At 62.7% G+C, this 18,443-nt stretch carries 16 protein-coding genes; 7 read left to right on the top strand and 9 right to left on the bottom strand.

What is annotated here, in order from left to right:
- A partial coding sequence (locus tag AR689_RS05510) for a lytic transglycosylase domain-containing protein (protein ID WP_062067869.1) occupies window positions 1-896 on the top strand: 896 nt, incomplete at its 5' end.
- A gap of 75 nt (window positions 897-971) precedes the next feature.
- Window positions 972-3,038: a Stk1 family PASTA domain-containing Ser/Thr kinase gene (pknB, locus tag AR689_RS05505; RefSeq protein ID WP_062067866.1), complete on the top strand. Its 2,067-nt coding sequence runs from the start codon at window positions 972-974 to the stop codon at window positions 3,036-3,038.
- 63 nt (window positions 3,039-3,101) lie between these two features.
- On the opposite strand, the gene AR689_RS05500 is transcribed toward pknB, so the two are convergent.
- Together AR689_RS05500 and AR689_RS05495 are read right to left on the bottom strand one after the other, a co-directional pair.
- Window positions 3,102-4,505, bottom strand: coding sequence for a class II 3-deoxy-7-phosphoheptulonate synthase (locus AR689_RS05500; RefSeq protein WP_062067863.1), 1,404 nt, complete (start codon window positions 4,503-4,505; stop codon window positions 3,102-3,104).
- 72 nt (window positions 4,506-4,577) lie between these two features.
- Window positions 4,578-5,363 carry a lysophospholipid acyltransferase family protein gene (locus AR689_RS05495; protein ID WP_062067860.1) on the bottom strand — a complete coding sequence of 262 codons (786 nt, stop codon included), beginning with the start codon at window positions 5,361-5,363 and terminating at the stop codon, window positions 4,578-4,580.
- 111 nt (window positions 5,364-5,474) lie between these two features.
- Here AR689_RS05495 and AR689_RS05490 point away from each other — a divergent pair, with 111 nt between their 5' ends.
- From AR689_RS05490 to AR689_RS05480, 3 genes are read left to right on the top strand one after another with little or no spacing between them, the layout of a single operon-like run.
- Window positions 5,475-6,263 carry an alpha/beta hydrolase gene (locus tag AR689_RS05490; RefSeq protein ID WP_062068637.1) on the top strand — a complete coding sequence of 263 codons (789 nt, stop codon included), beginning with the start codon at window positions 5,475-5,477 and terminating at the stop codon, window positions 6,261-6,263.
- Complete coding sequence (locus tag AR689_RS05485) at window positions 6,260-7,063, top strand: alpha/beta hydrolase (protein ID WP_062067856.1); 804 nt, start codon at window positions 6,260-6,262, stop codon at window positions 7,061-7,063. Before AR689_RS05490 ends, AR689_RS05485 begins: the two co-directional genes overlap by 4 nt.
- Window positions 7,050-7,604, top strand: a complete 555-nt coding sequence (locus AR689_RS05480) for a hypothetical protein (RefSeq protein ID WP_062067853.1) — start codon at window positions 7,050-7,052, stop codon at window positions 7,602-7,604. The genes AR689_RS05485 and AR689_RS05480 overlap by 14 nt, the downstream gene beginning before the upstream one ends.
- A gap of 3 nt (window positions 7,605-7,607) precedes the next feature.
- Here AR689_RS05480 and AR689_RS05475 read toward each other — a convergent pair whose 3' ends face one another.
- Window positions 7,608-8,666: an ROK family protein gene (locus AR689_RS05475; protein ID WP_062067850.1), complete on the bottom strand. Its 1,059-nt coding sequence runs from the start codon at window positions 8,664-8,666 to the stop codon at window positions 7,608-7,610.
- 188 nt (window positions 8,667-8,854) lie between these two features.
- On the opposite strand from AR689_RS05475, the gene AR689_RS05470 reads away from it, so the two are divergent.
- A complete protein-coding gene (locus AR689_RS05470; protein ID WP_062067847.1) occupies window positions 8,855-10,666 on the top strand; it encodes an AMP-dependent synthetase/ligase in 1,812 nt (603 codons plus the stop codon).
- A 62-nt stretch (window positions 10,667-10,728) separates the two neighbouring features.
- Here AR689_RS05470 and AR689_RS05465 read toward each other — a convergent pair whose 3' ends face one another.
- Window positions 10,729-14,124, bottom strand: a complete 3,396-nt coding sequence (locus AR689_RS05465; protein ID WP_062067844.1) for a pyruvate carboxylase — start codon at window positions 14,122-14,124, stop codon at window positions 10,729-10,731.
- A 302-nt stretch (window positions 14,125-14,426) separates the two neighbouring features.
- Between AR689_RS05465 and AR689_RS05460 the strand changes: the two genes are divergently transcribed.
- Complete coding sequence (locus AR689_RS05460; RefSeq protein ID WP_062068635.1) at window positions 14,427-15,236, top strand: ParA family protein; 810 nt, start codon at window positions 14,427-14,429, stop codon at window positions 15,234-15,236.
- Window positions 15,237-15,328: 92 nt separating this feature from the next.
- Here AR689_RS05460 and AR689_RS05455 read toward each other — a convergent pair whose 3' ends face one another.
- The 5 genes from AR689_RS05455 to gcvH all read right to left on the bottom strand — a co-directional run bounded on the left by AR689_RS05455 (window position 15,329) and on the right by gcvH (window position 18,398).
- On the bottom strand, window positions 15,329-15,922 hold the full coding sequence (locus tag AR689_RS05455; protein ID WP_062067841.1) for a MerR family transcriptional regulator: 594 nt from the start codon (window positions 15,920-15,922) through the stop codon (window positions 15,329-15,331).
- 235 nt (window positions 15,923-16,157) lie between these two features.
- Window positions 16,158-16,661, bottom strand: coding sequence for a bifunctional nuclease family protein (locus AR689_RS05450; protein WP_017200817.1), 504 nt, complete (start codon window positions 16,659-16,661; stop codon window positions 16,158-16,160).
- Window positions 16,661-17,377: a transcriptional regulator FtsR gene (gene ftsR / locus AR689_RS05445; protein WP_062067838.1), complete on the bottom strand. Its 717-nt coding sequence runs from the start codon at window positions 17,375-17,377 to the stop codon at window positions 16,661-16,663. The genes AR689_RS05450 and ftsR overlap by 1 nt, the downstream gene beginning before the upstream one ends.
- Window positions 17,378-17,397: 20 nt before the next feature.
- On the bottom strand, window positions 17,398-17,874 hold the full coding sequence (locus AR689_RS05440; RefSeq protein ID WP_062067836.1) for an FHA domain-containing protein: 477 nt from the start codon (window positions 17,872-17,874) through the stop codon (window positions 17,398-17,400).
- 137 nt (window positions 17,875-18,011) lie between these two features.
- Complete coding sequence (gene gcvH / locus AR689_RS05435; protein WP_024820444.1) at window positions 18,012-18,398, bottom strand: glycine cleavage system protein GcvH; 387 nt, start codon at window positions 18,396-18,398, stop codon at window positions 18,012-18,014.
- Window positions 18,399-18,443 lie beyond the last annotated feature (45 nt).

Genomic DNA, 18,443 nt, shown 5'->3' with positions numbered 1-18,443 from the left:
CCCCCAGTGCGCCCGCCCCCAGCAGCGCAACCCTCTACACCGTGGTCCCCGGAGATACCTTGGGCGCCATTGCAGCCAAGCACGGCGTACCGTTGTCCAGCATCTTCAGCTGGAACGGGCTCAACGGAAGCTCCATCATCTATCCCGGCCAGAAGATCAAGGTCAGTGGTGGATCAGCGCCGTCAGCCCCCACAGCACCGGCCGCCCCGGCGCCCGCCCCCGTGACCGGCACGGGTACCTACACCATCAAGGCAGGCGACACCCTCAGTTCCATCGCTTCCCGCCATGGGGTTTCGCTTGCTGCCTTGATGGCCGCCAATAACAACGTCACAGCCACCACTGTCATCTACCCGGGGCAGAAGCTCACCATCCCCGGCGCGGGCCTGCAGCCGGTTGGCGAGACCAAGCCCTTGGTTCCCAGCACGTTCCTCGGATTCACTTACCCGCCGGCAGTTGTCAGCTCCGCCAACGAGAACAAGGCCCTGCTCAACGCTTCGCCGGTGCCCAGCCGCGCCGAGATGAAGAGCATCGTGGCGGACACCGCCCGGCGCATGGGAGTGAGTCCGTCCCTGGCTTTGGCCTTCGCCGAGCAGGAGTCCGGCTTCGACCAGCGCGCCGTCTCCCCTGCCAATGCCATTGGCACCATGCAGGTCATCCCCTCGTCCGGGCAATGGGCGTCGGATCTGGTGGGCCGTAAGCTCAATCTCCTGGACCCTTATGACAATGCCACGGCGGGTGTGGCCATCATTCGCACACTCATTGCCACCAGCAAGGACCTGGACACGGCAATCGCCGGCTACTACCAAGGTCAATATTCCGTCAGCAAGTACGGCATGTACGAGGACACCAAGCGCTACGTCGAATCGATCAAGGCACGTCAGCGCACCTTCGGCTAAACCTTTAACTGCACCTCGGAAGGGGCCCGCATCCCGCGTGGATTCGGGCCCCTTCCCTGCCTCGTTTAGGATCATATGGTGCAAGAACCAATGCAGGACCACCTCATCGGAACCACCGTGGACGGCCGGTACACGGTCCGTTCCCGCTTGGCGAGGGGCGGAATGTCCACTGTTTACCTGGCCACGGACCAGCGCCTGGAGCGCGACGTGGCCCTCAAAGTCCTGCACCCGCATTTGGCCAACGACCCCACCTTCCTGGCACGTCTAAGCCGCGAGGCCAAAGCGGCCGCGAGTCTCTCACACCCGCACATCGTAGGCGTGCTCGACCAAGGCGAAGACGGCCACATTGCCTACCTGGTCATGGAGTACGTCAAGGGCCACACCCTGCGCGACACCCTGAGCGAACAGGGCCCGTTGCCGCCACGCCTTGCCTTGGCCCTGATCGATCCCGTGATTGAGGGCCTCGCTGCCGCGCACCGCGCAGGCCTGATCCACCGCGACGTTAAGCCTGAGAACGTCCTCATAGCTGACGACGGACGCATCAAAGTGGGAGACTTCGGCCTCGCCAGGGCCATCTCGGCCAATACCAGCACCGGCGCCCTGATAGGCACAGTGGCCTATTTGGCTCCCGAGCTTGTTCTCGGCCAGCCCGCAGATGCCCGCAGCGACATCTACTCGGCCGGCATCATGCTCTATGAGATGTTGACCGGCAAGCAGCCCTACGCGGGAGACTCCCCCATCCAGGTCGCCTACCAACACGTCAATGCCGTGGTGGGACGCCCCTCTGATGCTGCCCCAGGCCTTGCTGAAGACCTTGATGAACTGGTGCAGTGGTGCACTGCGGTGGACGCGGAGAACAGGCCCGTGGATGGCACTGCGCTGCTGACGGAACTCCGACACATACGCACCACCCTGACGGACGAGGAACTGGACCGCCGACAGGCATCCTCCCGGCCCGCAGGCTCTTCAGTGGCCGGTGCGGCAACCACCGAACTTGGCCGTCCGGACGCCAACCCCACAGAAGCCCTGGCCACCGCTTCCTCGCCTACGGAATTGATCTCCCAGCAGAGCAACCCCACCACCATCATGGCTGCGGGTGGTCCCGGCAGGCCACAAGGCGCCGCCCTCGCTGCCGGGGACCGTCAGGACGCACGCCAGCCCGGCAAGCGGGAACTGAAGAAACTCGAACGGCAAGAGAGCAAAGAGCGCGCACGGGCAGCTGCAACTCCGAGCCGCCCGCTACGCGAGGGGAACCCCCGCCGCAGGGGCATCATCTGGACCATCGTGATTGTTATCCTTGCCACGCTTGCGGCATCGGCTGGTTGGTTCTTCGGGATGGGACCCGGATCTCCGGGCACCGTACCCGACGTCAAGAACAAAACCGTTGCCGAAGCCCAGCAGCTGCTCCGCACCGCCGGGTTCAACTCTGAACCGCGGGACGTTTTCGACGACGACATCCTTGCAGGGCTGGCCGTAGGAACCGAACCTGAATCCGGGGCGGAAGTCCGGAAGTTCCAGCCCATCACGCTTTTCGTTTCCAAAGGTGCCCAGCTTTTCCCCTTGTCCGGTGTGGTCGGTGGCACTTTGAACGAAGCAAAGATTGCCTTGAATGCAGCCGAAATGGCCCTGGGCGAGGTCACGGAGGCTTTCGACGAAAAGGTTCCGGCCGGCGTCGTGATTTCCCAGGACCCGGCCAAAGGCACCGAAGTCAGGCACGGCACCCCGGTATCGCTGGTGGTCTCCAAAGGGCCGCAGCCCATTCCCGTTCCGGACGTACGTGGACTGGCACAGGATGCAGCCGTCAAAGCCCTTCAGGACGCCGGCTTGAAGGCCGTGATCGCTCCGGAGACGGTCAATGACAAGACGGTTCCCAAGGGCGCCGTGGTCTCCCAACTTCCGGCCAACGGCACGCTCATTAAAGGCGAGTCCGTGACGTTGACCGTCTCCAAGGGACCAAAGCTGGTGAAAGTCCCCAGTTTCATCGGCAAGCAGGCCGCCGAAGCTGAAAGAGAGTTGAAGAAACTGGGTTTCAAAGTTGAGGTCAATAAAGTCCTGGGCGGATTCTTCGGCACCGTCCGCGACCAGAATCCCGTCAATGCCGAGGTACCGGAAGATTCAGTGGTGACACTGACAGTCGTCTGACGTTTTTCAACCACAGCAAAAGGCGCGGCCCGAAGAATCCGGACCGCGCCTTTTGGTGTATCGCTACTTCTTCGAGAGGGCTCCGGCCACGAGGAATGCCATCTCAAGGGACTGCATGTGGTTGAGGCGGGGATCGCACACCGACTCATAGCGGTCCAGGAACGCGTCCTGGTCGATGGGATCAGCACCACCCAGGCACTCAGCAACGTCATCGCCGGTCATTTCGACGTGGAGTCCGCCAGGTACTGTGCCCAAGGACTGGTGGACCTCGAAGAAGCCACGCACCTCATCAATGACGTCATCGAAGTTACGGGTCTTGTAACCGTTCGGCGAGGTCACCGTATTGCCGTGCATCGGGTCAGTCACCCACAGCACCTGCGCGCCGGATGCAGTGACGCGTTCGACGACGGCAGGCAGCTTCTCGCGGATGTTGCCGGCGCCCATGCGGGTGATGAACGTGAGGCGGCCCGGTTCGCGGTTGGGGTCCAGTTTGTCGATGAGGCGCAGGGCGTCATCACCGCTGGTGGTGGGGCCAAGCTTTACGCCGATGGGGTTCCGCACACGGGACAGGAAGTCCACGTGGGCGTGGTCCAGTTCGCGGGTCCGCTCGCCGATCCACAGGAAGTGGGCGGAGGTGTCGTATGGCAGTCCGGTCCGCGAATCGATGCGGGTCAGGGCGCGTTCGTAGTCGAGCAGCAGTGCTTCGTGGCTGGCGAAGAATTCCACACGCTTGAGTGCTTCGAAGTCAGCACCGCAGGAGTCCATGAAGCTGATGGCACGGTCGATGTCCCGCGCCAGCGATTCGTAGCGTGCATGTGCCGGGTTCTCAGTGAAACCCTTGTTCCACTGGTGAACGAGGCGAAGATCCGCGAAGCCACCTTGGGTGAAGGCACGGATGAGGTTCAGCGTGGAAGCTGAGGTGTGATAGGCCTTCAGCATCCGGCCGGCGTCGTGAGCGCGGGACTCGGGGGTGAAATCGTAGCCATTGACGATGTCGCCGCGGTAAGCGGGAAGCGTCACGCCATCGCGGGTCTCGTCATTGGAGGAACGCGGTTTAGCGAACTGTCCGGCCATCCGACCCATCTTGATGACGGGCATGGCAGCACCGTACGTGAGTACCACTGCCATCTGGAGGATCGTCTTGACCCGGGCACTGATTCTGTCCGCAGTGGCGGCCTCAAAAGTCTCAGCGCAGTCGCCGCCCTGCAGGAGGAAAGCCTTGCCCTGGGCAGCAGCCGCGAGGCGCTCCCTCAGAACGTCCACTTCACCGGCGAAGACCAAGGGCGGCACCACGGAGAGTTCCTTGACGGAAGCCTTGAAGACCTCGGTGTTGGACCACGTGGGCTGCTGGGAAATCGGCAGGTCCCGCCAGGCGTCGAGGCCCGGATAATTTGCCGCGCCGCTCTGGGCGGTACTGGCAAGAGGATCTGCTGCGGAGGGTGCGGTGTTCGCGGTTAGCTCAGTCACCCTTCAAGAGTAGTAGGCCGCGGCAAGGTTGCGGGACTGCAGCCGTAACCGATGCCGCCGCGTGCGTCACAGTCAATCCGCGGATCCGGCCCCGCCACTCCGGGGATCGTCCCTGTCTTCGGCTATGTCCGCGGCGGACTCTTCGGCAACCTCAATCCTGTGGACCGGCTCCGGGCCTTTGCCGGCCAACTGGGCCTTGACCACTGCTGCGTACTCATCCGCGTACTCCTGACCGGAAAGCCGCATCAATTCGTACATGATTTCATCGGTCACAGCCCTCTGGATCACGCGGTCATCTTCCATGCCGTAGTAACGGCTAAAGTCCAAGGGCTGCCCGAAAATGAGCCCGATGCGGCGGATGTTGGGGAGCCGTTTACCGATGGGCTGGACCTTTTCCGTACCGATCATGGCCACGGGCACCACGGGGACGCGTGTCTGCAGTGCCAGCTTGGCCACCCCCACTTTCCCGCGGTAGAGCCTGGCGTCAGGGCTGCGCGTACCTTCCGGATAGATCCCCAGCAGTCCACCGGAGCTCAGGACGTCCTTGCCGGCCTGCAGCGACATTTCCGATGCCGCGCCTCCCGAACGGTCCATGGGCAGTTGGTTGCTCAGCCGGAAAAACAGGGCAGTGAGCCGGCCTTTGAGCCCTTTTCCCGTGAAGTACTCGGACTTGGCCAGGAAGATCACGGGGCGGTGAACCACCAGGGGCAGGAAGATGGAGTCCGAGAAGGACAGGTGATTGGACGCCAGGATGGCGGCGCCGTTTTCCGGAACGTTGTCCAGTCCCTTGACCCACGGACGGAACAAGAGCTTGAGGATGGGACCAAGAAAGATCCTCTTCATGACCCAATAGAACACTTTTGTCCTCTCACGGCCGAATGGTTGGCATGCATCCGGGCAACCCGGCCGGCACTCAACAGCAACCCTACTCCAGTGAGAAATGTCCGGAGAAGTGACACGATGGGACACATGACGGAACGCTCTTCACCCGCTGCGCCGCTCGCATTCCACCATGAGGGGCATGGACCCAATGCCTCCACAGGCGTGGCGATATGCCATGGATTCACAGGAAGCCCGCTCAGCATGCTCCCTTGGGCTGAGTACTTGGCCTCCCAGGGATTTGCTGTTTCCGTGCCTCTCCTCCCCGGCCACGGCACCAGTTGGCAGGATCTGGCAACCACGCGGTGGCAGGACTGGTACCGGACCTTCGAGCAGAGCTACCTCGACCTCGCCGAAAAGACTGAGAGCTGTTTTGTGGCAGGGCTGTCCATGGGAGGCGCACTTGCCCTTCGGGTGGCCTCACTGCACGATGTTTCCGGGCTGGTTCTGGTCAATCCGGGCCTCAGCTTCTATGACCGCAGGGTGAAGTACGTGGGCGCCCTCAAGTACGTCATGAGGACCACCACTCCCATCGAGGAGGACTCACCAGCCCCGGCCACCGCTGAAACCGGCGACTATTCCAAGACGCCGCTGCAGTCGGTGCATGAACTCAAGAAGCTCTTCCGCGCGGCCACCCGGGGTTTGCCCCATGTTGAGGCCCCCGCCCTGGTGTTTAAGTCCTCGGTGGATGGTGTCATCCCGCCCAGTTCAGTGGCCACCATCAGCAAGTACATTTCATCCTCGCGCCTGAGGGTAGTCACCCTCCCCCACAGCGGGCATGTGGCCACCTTGGATGTTGATGCACCCACCATTTTTGAAGAATCGGCCCACTTTTTCCGTCAGCACGCCGGTGACAGAGTAGCCTCAGAGTCATCATGAAAATGCTCCCGGATTTCTCGCCGTTCCATAGCAGCTGGAATGGGGTTGGGCCGCGCGTTGGCGTCGTCCTGTCCCACGGGTTTACTGGCAGCCCCCACAGCGTCAGGCCGTGGGCCCAACACCTTGCCGCGGCCGGCTATGCCGTCAGGCTGCCTCTGCTGCCTGGGCACGGGACGTCGTGGCAGGACATGGCCAACCGCTCATGGCGCGAGTGGCACCGTGCCGTGGACGATGCTTACCTCGAGCTGGCTTCCGAGTGCGACTACGTTTTCTCCGCGGGTTTGTCCATGGGTGGAACATTGGCATTGCGGATCGCAGCCACCCGTCCTGTGGCAGGAACAGTGGTGGTGAACCCCGGACTGGTCCTTGACGATCCCCGGGCTGTGATCGTCGCTGCGCTCAAGTACGTAGTAAAAACCACCCCTTCGATCGCCAACGACATCCTCAAACCGGACCAGGACGAGGGAGCTTACGCCCGCACACCCGTCGCGGCCGCTCACCAGTTGAAGAAGATGTACAAAGATACGGCGGCGATCCTGCCCCGCATCAGCTCACCCGTCCGGGTCTACAAGTCAACGGTGGACAACGTGATCTCCAACGCGAGCCTGGACTTCCTCCGTTCCCGGGTTCAGGCGCCGGTGGATGTCAGCTATCTCCACAACAGCCGCCATGTAGCAACCCTGGACAATGATGCGCCGGAGATTTTTGCCGGGTCCGTCGAGTTCATTCAAAAGACCGTAGCGGCCTTGGCCGGGCACGGGCCTTCCTCCGAAAAGGACACAGCCCATGAACAGGCCTGACCCCAATTCAGCTGATCAAAGCGCCAACAAGGACGACGACGCCGTGTGGCTGGATCTGGTGTCGCGGTTGGAGGCCACACAGTCCGGCCCGGCCGGGGAACTGCCTGACGACAGCCTGGAGGGCAACGTCTCCGAAGCGGAGCAACTGCAGCCCGGGCGTGGCCGGAGCTTCAAGGACTTTGATCCGTTGGGACTCTCCACCCCGGCACAGGAACCGGAGTCCGATGCTGCAACAGCCAGCGCAGACCCCGAAGCAGCAGGCAGGCCGTCCGGACCCCGTGACTTCGAAGTGGAGGACGAGGACCAGACGTTCATTCCCGAAGACCCCCCGAGCTTGGCGGGAACTGAACCATTGGTCATGCTGGCATGGTTTGGTGCGGTGGGCGGACCGATCGCCCTGCTTTTCACAGCCATGTTGTGGAGGTCCGCGCCATTAACGGCCACGCTGGGCATCGTGGCCGTTTTCGTGGCATCGGTGGTTTACCTCATCATGCGGCTTCCGCAGGAAAAGAACGAGGACGACGACGGCGCCCGCCTCTAGCTGCTAGCTTCGCGCCCGGCCGCTGACCCGGGACAGGTCTGCCGCGCCGATCATGCCGGCGCGTGGACCGAGTGCCGCGAGTTCTATCCTCGCCATGGGCCGGAAACCCCGCCCGGTCAGGTTCTTTGCAAATGACTCGCGTGCCGGACCGGCAAGGAACTCCCCCGCGTCGCACAGCCCACCGCCGATGACGAACATCCCGGGATCCAGCGCCGCGGCGAGGTTGGCCAACCCCAGGCCGAGCCATTCGCCTTGGTCCGCAATGAGTTCCCGCGAGGTGGCATCGCCGGCGAGCGCCAGTGAGGTCACTGCCGCCCCGGACAGGTTCTCTGCAGTCCCTCCCGCCTTTTCCAACAATGCGCAACCAGCCGGGGAATTGGTTCGTACCAGTTGCCTGGCTTCGCGGCCCAGGGCGTTGCCTGAGGCGTACTGTTCCCAGCATCCGCGGTTGCCGCATTCGCAGCGGTGTCCCCCGGGGAAAATGATCTGGTGTCCGAATTCCCCGGCCACGCCGTAGCGTCCACGTTCCACCCGGCCATCCATGACCATGGCTCCGCCAATTCCTGTGCCCAGCGTGATGCATACGAGGCGACTTTCGCCCTGGCCTGCGCCAAAGCGCCATTCCGCCCACGCCGCGGCGTCGGCGTCGTTGGTCAGGAGAACCGGACGCCTGAGTAACTTCTGGAGGCTGTCCCTCAGGGGCTCGTTGCGCCAGGCCAGGTGCGGGCTGAACAGTACCGTGCCGCCGTCGAGGTCCATCCATCCCGCGGCGCCGATTCCCACCGTGGCGATCCGGTGGCCTGCACTGAGTTCGTTCACGAGTTCCACGATGGTCTGCTCGACGGCACGGGGGTCTGCGCCCGGCGTGGACCTGCGGGCTTCGGCGAGGACCCGGCCGTCGGCGTCCACTACTCCTGCGGCCACTTTGGTGCCGCCAATGTCAATCCCGATCGCCAGGCCGCGGCGGCCTAAGTGGCTCCGCCGGGCAGCCCAGGGCGCATCCCTCCATGCCGAGGCCGGGGGCTTGGGTCTGACCAGGGAACTGGACCGTAGTGAGGGCATCCCATCATCTTATTCGGGAGGGCATGGTGGCATCTGCAGTGCGTGGCGAAGAAGGGCCCCATTTGCTTGAAATGACTGCTCATCCGTAAAGTTACTCGCCAGTAGGTGAAATAGAACACACCAGCTCGAGCGGGCATACTAGAGTGAAAGCAGCCCCTCGTGGCCCGTGGATATCAAAGGAGCTACCCGTGCGTGAAATAAGTGTTCCTCCCCTCGTGAACATCGCCCCGGAAACCAACATCACGGACTTCGTGATCCGCGAGGCAGAGAAAGCATCCAACCCTGCTCTTTTCTCCAAGCTGGACAAGAGTGGGCAGTGGCAGGACATCCGCGCCAAGGACTTCCTTGAGGATGTCCGGGCGTTGGCTAAAGGCCTCATCGCCAGTGGTGTTGCTGCAGGCGACCGTGTGGGCATCATGTCCCGCACCCGCTACGAGTGGTCCCTCGTGGACTTTGCCATCTGGTTTGCCGGGGCCGTCTCCGTCCCGATCTACGAGACGTCATCGCCTTCGCAAGTGGCATGGAACCTCGGTGACTCCGGCGCTGTGGCTGCCTTCGGCGAAGCGGCTCACCACGAGGACATCATCCGCCAGGCCGTGGCCGCGGAGGACATCACGTCCGTGGCCAACGTCTGGCAGCTTGAGGGTGCCGGACTCGATGCCCTGCGTGCCGCAGGCGCCGGCGTCCCCGACGACGAACTCGAGTCCCGCCGTTCCGCGGCCGGCCTCAAGGACCTCGCCACCATCATCTACACTTCCGGCACCACTGGCAGGCCCAAAGGGTGCGAACTGACGCACGGCAACTTTGTGGAACTGTCCGAAAACGCCCGTGCTTCGTTGCCCGAGATCATTAACGAATCGGGCAAGACCATCATGTTCCTCCCTCTGGCCCACGTCTTCGCACGCTTCATTTCCGTGCTGGCCGTGGCCGGCGGCGTCCAGGTGGCACACACCCCGGACATCAAGAATCTGCTGGCCGATCTCCAGAGCTTCCACCCGACCTTCATCCTGGCTGTACCCCGGGTCTTCGAGAAGGTGTACAACTCGGCACTGACGAAGGCGGAGGACGGCGGCAAGGGCGCCATCTTCCACCGGGCAGTGGATACTGCGATCGCCTACTCCAAGGCACGCGAGGCCGGTTCGCTGGGTCTTGGTTTGAGGCTCAAGCATGCCGTGTTCGACAAACTCGTCTACGGGAAGCTGCGCGCCGCCATGGGCGGCCAGGTTGCGCACGCCGTTTCCGGTGGCGGCCCCTTGGGTGAACGCCTCGGCCACTTTTTCCAAGGCATCGGCCTGCAGATCCTGGAGGGTTACGGCCTCACTGAGACCACCGCCCCCATCTCGGTGAATACCCCCTCCATGATCAGGATCGGCACCGTGGGCGCCCCGCTCCCGGGCAACTCGGTGAAGATCGCCAACGACGGCGAAATCCTCGCCAAGGGCGTCTGCGTGATGCGCGGTTACTACAACCGTGAAGACCTGACGGCCGAAACGTTTATTGACGGCTGGTTCCGCACTGGCGACATCGGCGAACTGGACAGCAACGGCTTCCTCAAGATCACTGGCCGCAAGAAGGAAATCATTGTTACCGCAAGCGGGAAGAATGTGGTTCCTGCCCTGCTGGAGGACCAGATCCGCGCGGATGCCCTGGTTTCCCAGGTTCTGGTGGTGGGCGACAACCGGCCGTTCATCGGAGCTTTGGTCACCCTGGATGAAGAAGCGCTCCCGGGCTGGCTGGACCGCCACGGACTGCCCGCGGGCACCACACTCGCAGAAGCCACTAACCATGCCGTGGTGAAGGCCGCTGTCCAGGAGCTCATCAGCAAGGCCAACCAGTCCGTCTCCCAGGCCGAGGCCATCAAGTCCTTCAGGATCGTCCCGGCGGACTTCACTGAAGCCTCAGGGCATCTGACACCATCCCTCAAGGTCAAGCGGGCCCAGGTCATGAAGGACTTCGACGCCGTCATTGAGGAAATGTACTCAGCACCCCGCGCTTCCTAGCCACCGGGAATCAAAAAAAGTACCCCGTCCGGATTCCGGACGGGGTACTTTTGCGTTTTCGGTTAGCCGATCACCAGCAGCAAGTCGCCGCCTTGGACCTGCTCCACAGAGGAAATGGCGAGGCGCGAGACCGTACCCGCCACCGGCGTCGTGATGGATGCTTCCATCTTCATCGCCTCAATGGTGGCCACGGTATCGCCGGCGTTGACTACATCGCCTACCTTGACCGCCACCGTAACTGCCCCGGCGAACGGCGCCGCCACCTGACCCGGCTGTGCCGGATCTGCCTTCTCAGCAGCCTTGACGTTGCTGACCACCGAACGGTCACGGACAACCACCGGCCGGGACTGGCCGTTGAGCGTGCACATCACGGTGCGCATGCCCTTCTCATCGGCTTCTGAAACAGCCTCCAGCTGGGCAATGAGGCGGACACCCTTCTCCAGTTCGATAACGTGCTCTGCGCCCTGCTGGAGACCGTACAGGTAGTCACGGGTATCCAGCACGGAGATGTTCCCGTACGTGTCCACGCTCTTCAGGTAATCCTTGGTGGGTCCGGCGAAGAGCAAACGGTTCAGCGTGTGCTGCCGCGTCTTGGAGTCGCCCTTCAGGGCGGTGCTGTCCTCGGCACTGATCTCCACGTCGCGCACCTTGACGCTGCGGCCTTGGAGGGCCTTGGTGCGGAACGGCTCGGGCCAGCCTCCGGGAGGATCACCGAGTTCGCCGGAAAGGAATCCGATGACGGAATCCGGGATGTCGTAGTTCTGCGGGTTCTCGTTGAAATCCGCAGGGTCGGCGTTGAGTCCGACGAGGTGCAACGCGAGGTCGCCCACAACCTTGGAGGACGGCGTGACCTTGACCAAGCGGCCAAGGATGCGGTCAGCCGCCGTGTACATGTCCTCGATGGCCTCAAACTGCTCACCGAGACCCAGGGCGATGGCCTGTTGGCGAAGGTTGGAGAGCTGGCCGCCGGGGATTTCGTGCTGGTAGACCCGTCCTGTGGGACCCGGGAGACCGGATTCGAAGGGGGCGTAAACGCGGCGCACAGCTTCCCAGTAGGGCTCGAGCGCGCCAACGTTGGCCAGGCTCAGCCCGGTATCGCGGGGCGTGTTGGCCAAGGCAGCAACCAAGGCGGACGCTGCGGGCTGGCTGGTAGTGCCGGCCAAGGAAGCCGCTGCCACATCGACGGCGTCCACGCCCGCGTCGACTGCCGCAAGCAAGGTGGCCAGCTGACCACCCGCGGTGTCGTGCGTGTGCAGGTGCACGGGGAGGTCGAAGCGCTCACGGAGCGCTGACACCAACTTCGCGGCAGCGGCCGGACGCAGGAGGCCTGCCATGTCCTTGATGGCCAGGATGTGCGCACCGGCGTCGACGATCTTCTGGGCCAGGTCCAGGTAGTAGTCGAGGGTGTACAGGTCCTCGTTGGGGTCCAGAAGGTTGCCGGTGTAGCACAGGGCAACTTCGGCAACGGCCGTCCCGGTGGCACGTACGGCCCGGATGGCGGGGGCCATCTGGTTGACGTCGTTGAGGGCGTCAAAGATACGGAAGATGTCGATGCCCGTAGCAGCGGCCTCGTTGACGAAAGCCTCCGTCACTTCTTCCGGGTACGGGGTGTAGCCCACAGTGTTGCGGCCGCGGAGCAGCATCTGGATACAGGTGTTCGGCAACGCCTTACGCAAAGCGGCCAAACGGTCCCACGGGTCCTCACCAAGGAAGCGGAGCGCGACGTCGTACGTTGCTCCGCCCCAGGCCTCCACCGAAAGCAGTTCCGGCATGAGGGCAGTGACCGCGGGCCCCGCAGCCACGAGGTCGCGCGTACGGACACGTGTTGCCAGCAGCGACTGGTGTGCGTCACGGAAGGTGGTGTCCGTGACGGCCAGCGCCTGCTGTTCGCGAAGTGCCTTGGCGAAGCCTTCCGGCCCAAGTTCAATCAACTTCTGGCGGGAACCCGACGCGGGAAGCGGCCCATCGATGGCGGGCAGCTTGCTGGCGGGATCGGAATGGACCTTGAGCTCGCCGTTCGGCTTGTTCACGGTAACCTCGGCAAGCCACGTCAGCAGCTTGGTTCCGCGGTCCGCGGAGATGTGCGACTTGAGCAGTTCAGGGCGCTTGTCAATGAAGTCCGTGGCCACGTTTCCGGCGTTGAAGTCCGGGTCCGCCAGCACTGCCTGAAGGAAGGGAATGTTGGTGGACACGCCACGGATGCGGAACTCGGCCAGGCCACGACGCGCACGGGCAACAGCCGCCGGGTAGTCACGGCCACGGCAGGTCAGCTTGACCAGCATGGAGTCGAAGTGCGGGCTGATCTCGGCACCCGAGTAGACCGTACCGCCGTCGAGCCTCACACCGGCGCCACCAGCGGAACGGTAGCCGGTGATCTTTCCGACGTCGGGGCGGAAGCCGTTGGAGGGGTCTTCCGTGGTGATACGGCACTGGAGGGCAGCGCCCTTGATGGACACCGAATCCTGGCTCAGCCCCAGGTCCGCAAGGGTTTCACCCGATGCAATGCGCATCTGCGCCTGCACGAGGTCCACATCGGTGATTTCCTCAGTGACGGTGTGCTCAACCTGGATGCGTGGGTTCATCTCAATGAAGACGTGCTGACCGGCCCGCTCGCCCTCCGTGTCCACCAGGAACTCCACGGTTCCTGCGTTGACGTAGTTCAGGGCCTTGGCAAAGGCCACCGCGTCCCGGTAGAGGGCTTGGCGGATGTTCTCATCCAGGTTCGGTGCAGGAGCGATCTCCACCACTTTCTGGTGACGGCGCTGCAGCGAACAGTCGCGCTCAAAGAGGTGCATGACGTTGCCTTCGGCGTCAGCCAGGATCTGCACTTCAATGTGGCGGGGACGCAGGACGGCCTGTTCAAGGAACATGGTGGGATCGCCAAAGGCTGCATCAGCTTCCCGCATGGCGGACTGCAATGCTTCAGGAAGGGCTTCGCGGGTCTCCACGCGGCGCATACCGCGGCCACCGCCACCGGCTACGGCCTTGGCGAAGATCGGAAAGCCGATCTCGTCGGCTGCGGCGATGAGCTCGTCAAGATCCTTGGAGGGCTTGCTCGACTTCAGGACGGGGACGCCTGCCTTGCGCGCGGCCTCCAAAGCGGCAACCTTGTTGCCTGCGAGCTCCAGGACTTCCGCGGGCGGACCCACAAAGGTGATTCCTGCTGCCTTGGCAGCACGGGCGAGGTCCGGGTTCTCGGAGAGGAAGCCGTAGCCGGGGTAAATGGCGTCAGCGCCGGCTTCTTTGGCGACGCGGACAACCTCCTCGACGTCCAGGTAGGCGCGGACGGGATGGCCCACCTCGCCGATCAGGTAAGCTTCGTCGGCCTTCTGCCGGTGGATCGAGTTACGGTCCTCATGCGGAAAGACGGCTACGGTCTTGGCGCCCAGTTCATAACCAGCGCGAAACGCCCTGATCGCGATTTCGCCGCGATTGGCCACCAGAATTTTCGAAAACATACTTCTCCTGCATCATTGCGGGTGGATCGGTCGGTGGTCACAGTGTGTAGTGCCGCCAGCATCAAACACAAATCTTTGTGGCAACCATCACAAAGGAATCGTCATGTGGGCTGTATATGCGTGCGCGCGACCAGACGCCGTGCTAATGCCCTGCGGTATCCCCGGCGGCCGGGCGCGTAGAAAGCGGGAATCGACCGCGATGCACCATATGATGTTGAAGGGGCTTCGGCAAGCCCCGGCTCCGGTGCTTCCGGAGCGAATCAGCGCGACACGGCAACCGGCGTTAGGTTTTGGGTTTTCAAGTGCAAGTAGTCAGCATCAGCAGCCTCAAGGGTGGAGTGGGAAAGACGTCCGTGACCACCGGTCTGGCGTCCGCGGCCCTCGCAGCCGGCATTTCCACCTTGGTGGTGGATCTCGATCCGCACGCCGACGCCACCACGGCCCTTGGCGTCCAACCAGGCGATCAACTGGACATCGGCCGGATGCTGAAAAGCCCCCGAAAATCCAATCTGGCCGGCAATGTAGCCGGCAGCAGCTGGGTGTCCAACGGCTCCAGCAACGGGACCTTGGACGTCGCAGTCGGCTCGGCCTTCACGGGAATCTACGACCGCCCGGATTTGGGCCGGCGCGACCTCCGCAGGCTTTCCGCTGTGCTGGCCGGTGCTACAAACTACGAGCTCGTCCTCGTTGACTGCCCACCCTCACTCAACGGACTAACGCGCATGGCGTGGAGCGCCAGCGACCGCGTAGTACTCGTGGCCGAGCCCGGGCTCTTCTCTGTTGCCGGCACGGAACGCACCATGCGCGCCATTCAGCTGTTCCGGCAGGAGTTCGCTCCCAATCTTGCACCGGCGGGCATTGTGGCCAACAGAGTACGGACCGGATCCGCTGAGCACACTTTCCGCTTGGCTGAGATGGAATCCATGTTCGGCGAGCTGCTGCTGACCCCTCATATTCCGGAGCAAGCCAACTGGCAGCAAATCCAGGGCGCGGCCCATTCCGTCCATCACTGGCCCGGGGACTCGGCGAAGAACGCCGCCAAACTCTTCGATGCCCTGCTCGAGAGCCTCCTGGCCGGACAGTCCTCCCTGCGGGACCGCCGCCAGCGCTAGCGCCGAATCAATGCCTTACCAGGCAAAACGAAAGGCCTCCACCCTGCTGGGAAGAGGCCTTTCGTCGTTAAGTCTTATGTTCTGCCAGGCGTTTAGCTGATGCGGCGCGCGACGCGTCGCTTGCTCAGTTCGTCGTCGGGAAAGGACTGCTCACCAGCATGCTCGCTGGGTAGCGCAGCCAGGCTTCCCTCTACTTCGCGCCATACGCGCCCCACGGCGATGCCGAAGACGCCTTGTCCGCCTTGAACGAGGTCGATGACCTCATCAGCGGAGGTACATTCGTAGACGCTGGCGCCATCGCTCATCAGGGTGATCTGCGCCAGGTCTTCAACACCCCGCTCGCGGAGGTGCTCAACGGCGGTGCGGATCTGCTGGAGTGATACGCCGGTATCAAGGAGACGCTTGACCACCTTGAGAACCAGGATGTCGCGGAAGCCATAGAGCCGCTGTGAACCGGAGCCGGCAGCGCCGCGGACGGCAGGCTCAACCAGGCCCGTGCGTGCCCAGTAGTCGAGCTGGCGGTAGGTGATGCCTGCAGCTTTGCATGCGGTAGGGCCGCGGTAACCCGCGTCCTCGTCCAGCACAGGAAGGTCCTCCGTGAAGAGCAAACCTTGGGCGCCGGATGCGGGCGCAGCAATACCGGCAGAGGACTGCTTCAGCTCGCCTGCTTCGCCTTTCGGACTCACGTGACCTCCTTGTTCTCAGTTCCCTTGGGGACGGTGCATACACTGATACAACGGCGAAATGCAGCAGTGTAATTCCCGCAAGTCCGCACCTTCCAGTGTGACTTGCGCAGGCAGTGTATGCAACGGGAACTTGATAACTTCGACGTTAGGCCCGTGAGGCGCCGAGGTCAAAGACCTTGGACCGAAAATCCGGTCGTGTCGAAAGTTTCACCCTCAACTTTAGGCTTAGGGTGGGTCAACCTTCGAAATCTTCCGGTTCCACGTCATCCAAGAACTCGCGGAAACGGCGCATTTCGCGCTCCTCATCCACTGCGGGATCCGGCTCCGAGTCCTCGCCTTCATCGTGCTCGGTAATGCGGACGCCGGCTTCCTCCATGACAGCATCGGCGCACCAGATGCGGCACTTCGCGCGCAATGCAAGGGCCAAGGCGTCAGAAGCGCGCGAACTTACTACCGTGCCATCGTCGAACTGCAACTGCCCATAGAAGATGTTGTCTTCCACAGCCACTATGTTCACGCTGATGATGGAATGACCTAGGGACTCCACAACATCGACCAAAAGATCGTGCGTCATGGGCCTGGGCGGGACAACACCCTGCTGAGCCAGGGCAATGGCGCTGGCTTCAGGGGTTCCGATCCAGATGGGAACGTGGCGCTCCCCGTTGATCTCCCTCAGGAGCACCAAAGGCTGGTTGGAAGGCAGCTCGATCCGGACTCCGACGATTTCGACTTCGATCATCAGCTGTCCATCCGGGAGATACGATCATGCACCAGGGCCCTGTGCAAGGTCAGGCAAAGATCGCTGATCTCGCGGGCGGCCTCAGCAGCCCGGGCCTGCGATGCAGCATCCCGCCGCGAGGTCAAGGGTGCAACGGCCCTCTCCACTAAGCCGAACTCCCGCTCAGCAGCAGCCTGGAAGGGCCGAAGATGCCGGGGCTCCAGTCCGTGGCCTTCCAGCTGAACACAGGCACGCGCCACTTGAAGGGCATGTTCATCAAACTTGCCGCCCACATGACTGATCAGCCCGAAACTCAGCAATGATTCAAGCAACGGGACACTGGCGCCCGACTCGGCACGCAGCTGCTCTTCTGTGAGGGCACGGGCGCGACCCTGCACTTCCGCGGCCATCTCCGCGGACACAACCCGGGGTGTCACTGTGACACCCGGAGGCAGGTTCTCCGGCCTCTCACCGCGGTCGATTGCGTCCAGATAATCCTTGATGACCTTCAGCGGGAGGTACTGGTCGCGCTGAAGGGCAAGGACGAAACGGAGTCGCTCAACATCGCTGTCAGAGTACTGACGGTAACCGGCAGGGGTCCTCTTCGGATTAATGAGTCCTTTTTCCTCAAGAAATCGGATCTTGGACGCCGTCATGCCGGGAAAGTCGTCGCTCAGCTGAGCGAGAACCTCCCCTATGTTCAGGACCTGCGGTCCGCGACGGTCCTGCTGGGCCATAGCCACAGGCAGATACCCCGTCAGACTTGGCCTGCTGCGCGAACAGGGCTCAGGTAGTAGGTCAACCGGAACTTGCCGATCTGAACCTCGTTGCCGCTCTTCAGCTGCACGCGATCCACGCGGTCATGGTTGACGTATGTTCCGTTCAGGCTCCCCATGTCCACCAGCTCAAAGCCGGATTCAGTCCGGATGAACTGAACATGCTTGCGGGAGACCGTGACGTCGTCCAGGAAGATGTCAGCATCAGGGTGTCGTCCCGCAGTGGTGGTGTCCGCGTCCAACAGGAAACGGGCACCGGCGTTGGGGCCGCTGTGCGCAATGAGCAATGCTGAGTTCGGCGGAAGCGCGTCTACTGATGCACGCTCTTCAGGGGCCAACTTGGGCGCAATGCTTGGCTCGTCCCACGTTGGCGTGATGCTGATCGAGGTGGTCTCCGACGTTGGCTGTTCCTCCGCGCCGTTCCCGACATTGGCTTGATTCTGTTCGCCGCCAACCATGGAATTTCCTCCTCATCCGCCGGCAATTCCAAACCCTGCCGGCCACTTCCGCCTCCCGGTACCGCCGGGCAAATCGGTTGCTGGCCCGCCGTCCCACTTTCCCCTTCAAGGAATGCAGCCTGACGGGCCAGATAACTTTAGCCTACCTGTTGTTCGTACTCCGACGCACTGAGCAGGGATTCCACGGCATCAGCTTCTGCAAGCTTTACTTCAATTAGCCATCCCTCGCCGTACGGGTCCGAGTTAATCAGGGCCGGATCAGTGTCCAGGGCGTCATTTCGATTGGTGACTTCGCCTGTCACCGGCGCATAGATATCGCTGACGCTCTTTGTGGACTCCACTTCGCCAACAACTTCATTCCCGGTGACCTTTGTCCCCGGCTCGGGCATTTGGGCATAGACAACGTCCCCCAAAGCGTCCTGGGCGAAGTCCGTGATGCCAATGCGCACCACGCCGTCGGCATCTGGAGCAGTCACCCATTCGTGTTCTGCGGTGTAGGAGAGTTCTTCCGGAATATTGCTCACTGGTGGCCTTTCATCGGGACATTTACGAACCTCGACGGCGGCCCT

Source organism: Arthrobacter sp. EpRS71, assembly GCF_001512285.1.
Taxonomy (GTDB): Bacteria; Actinomycetota; Actinomycetes; order Actinomycetales; family Micrococcaceae; genus Arthrobacter.
This window is presented reverse-complemented; position numbering and strand designations above follow the sequence as displayed.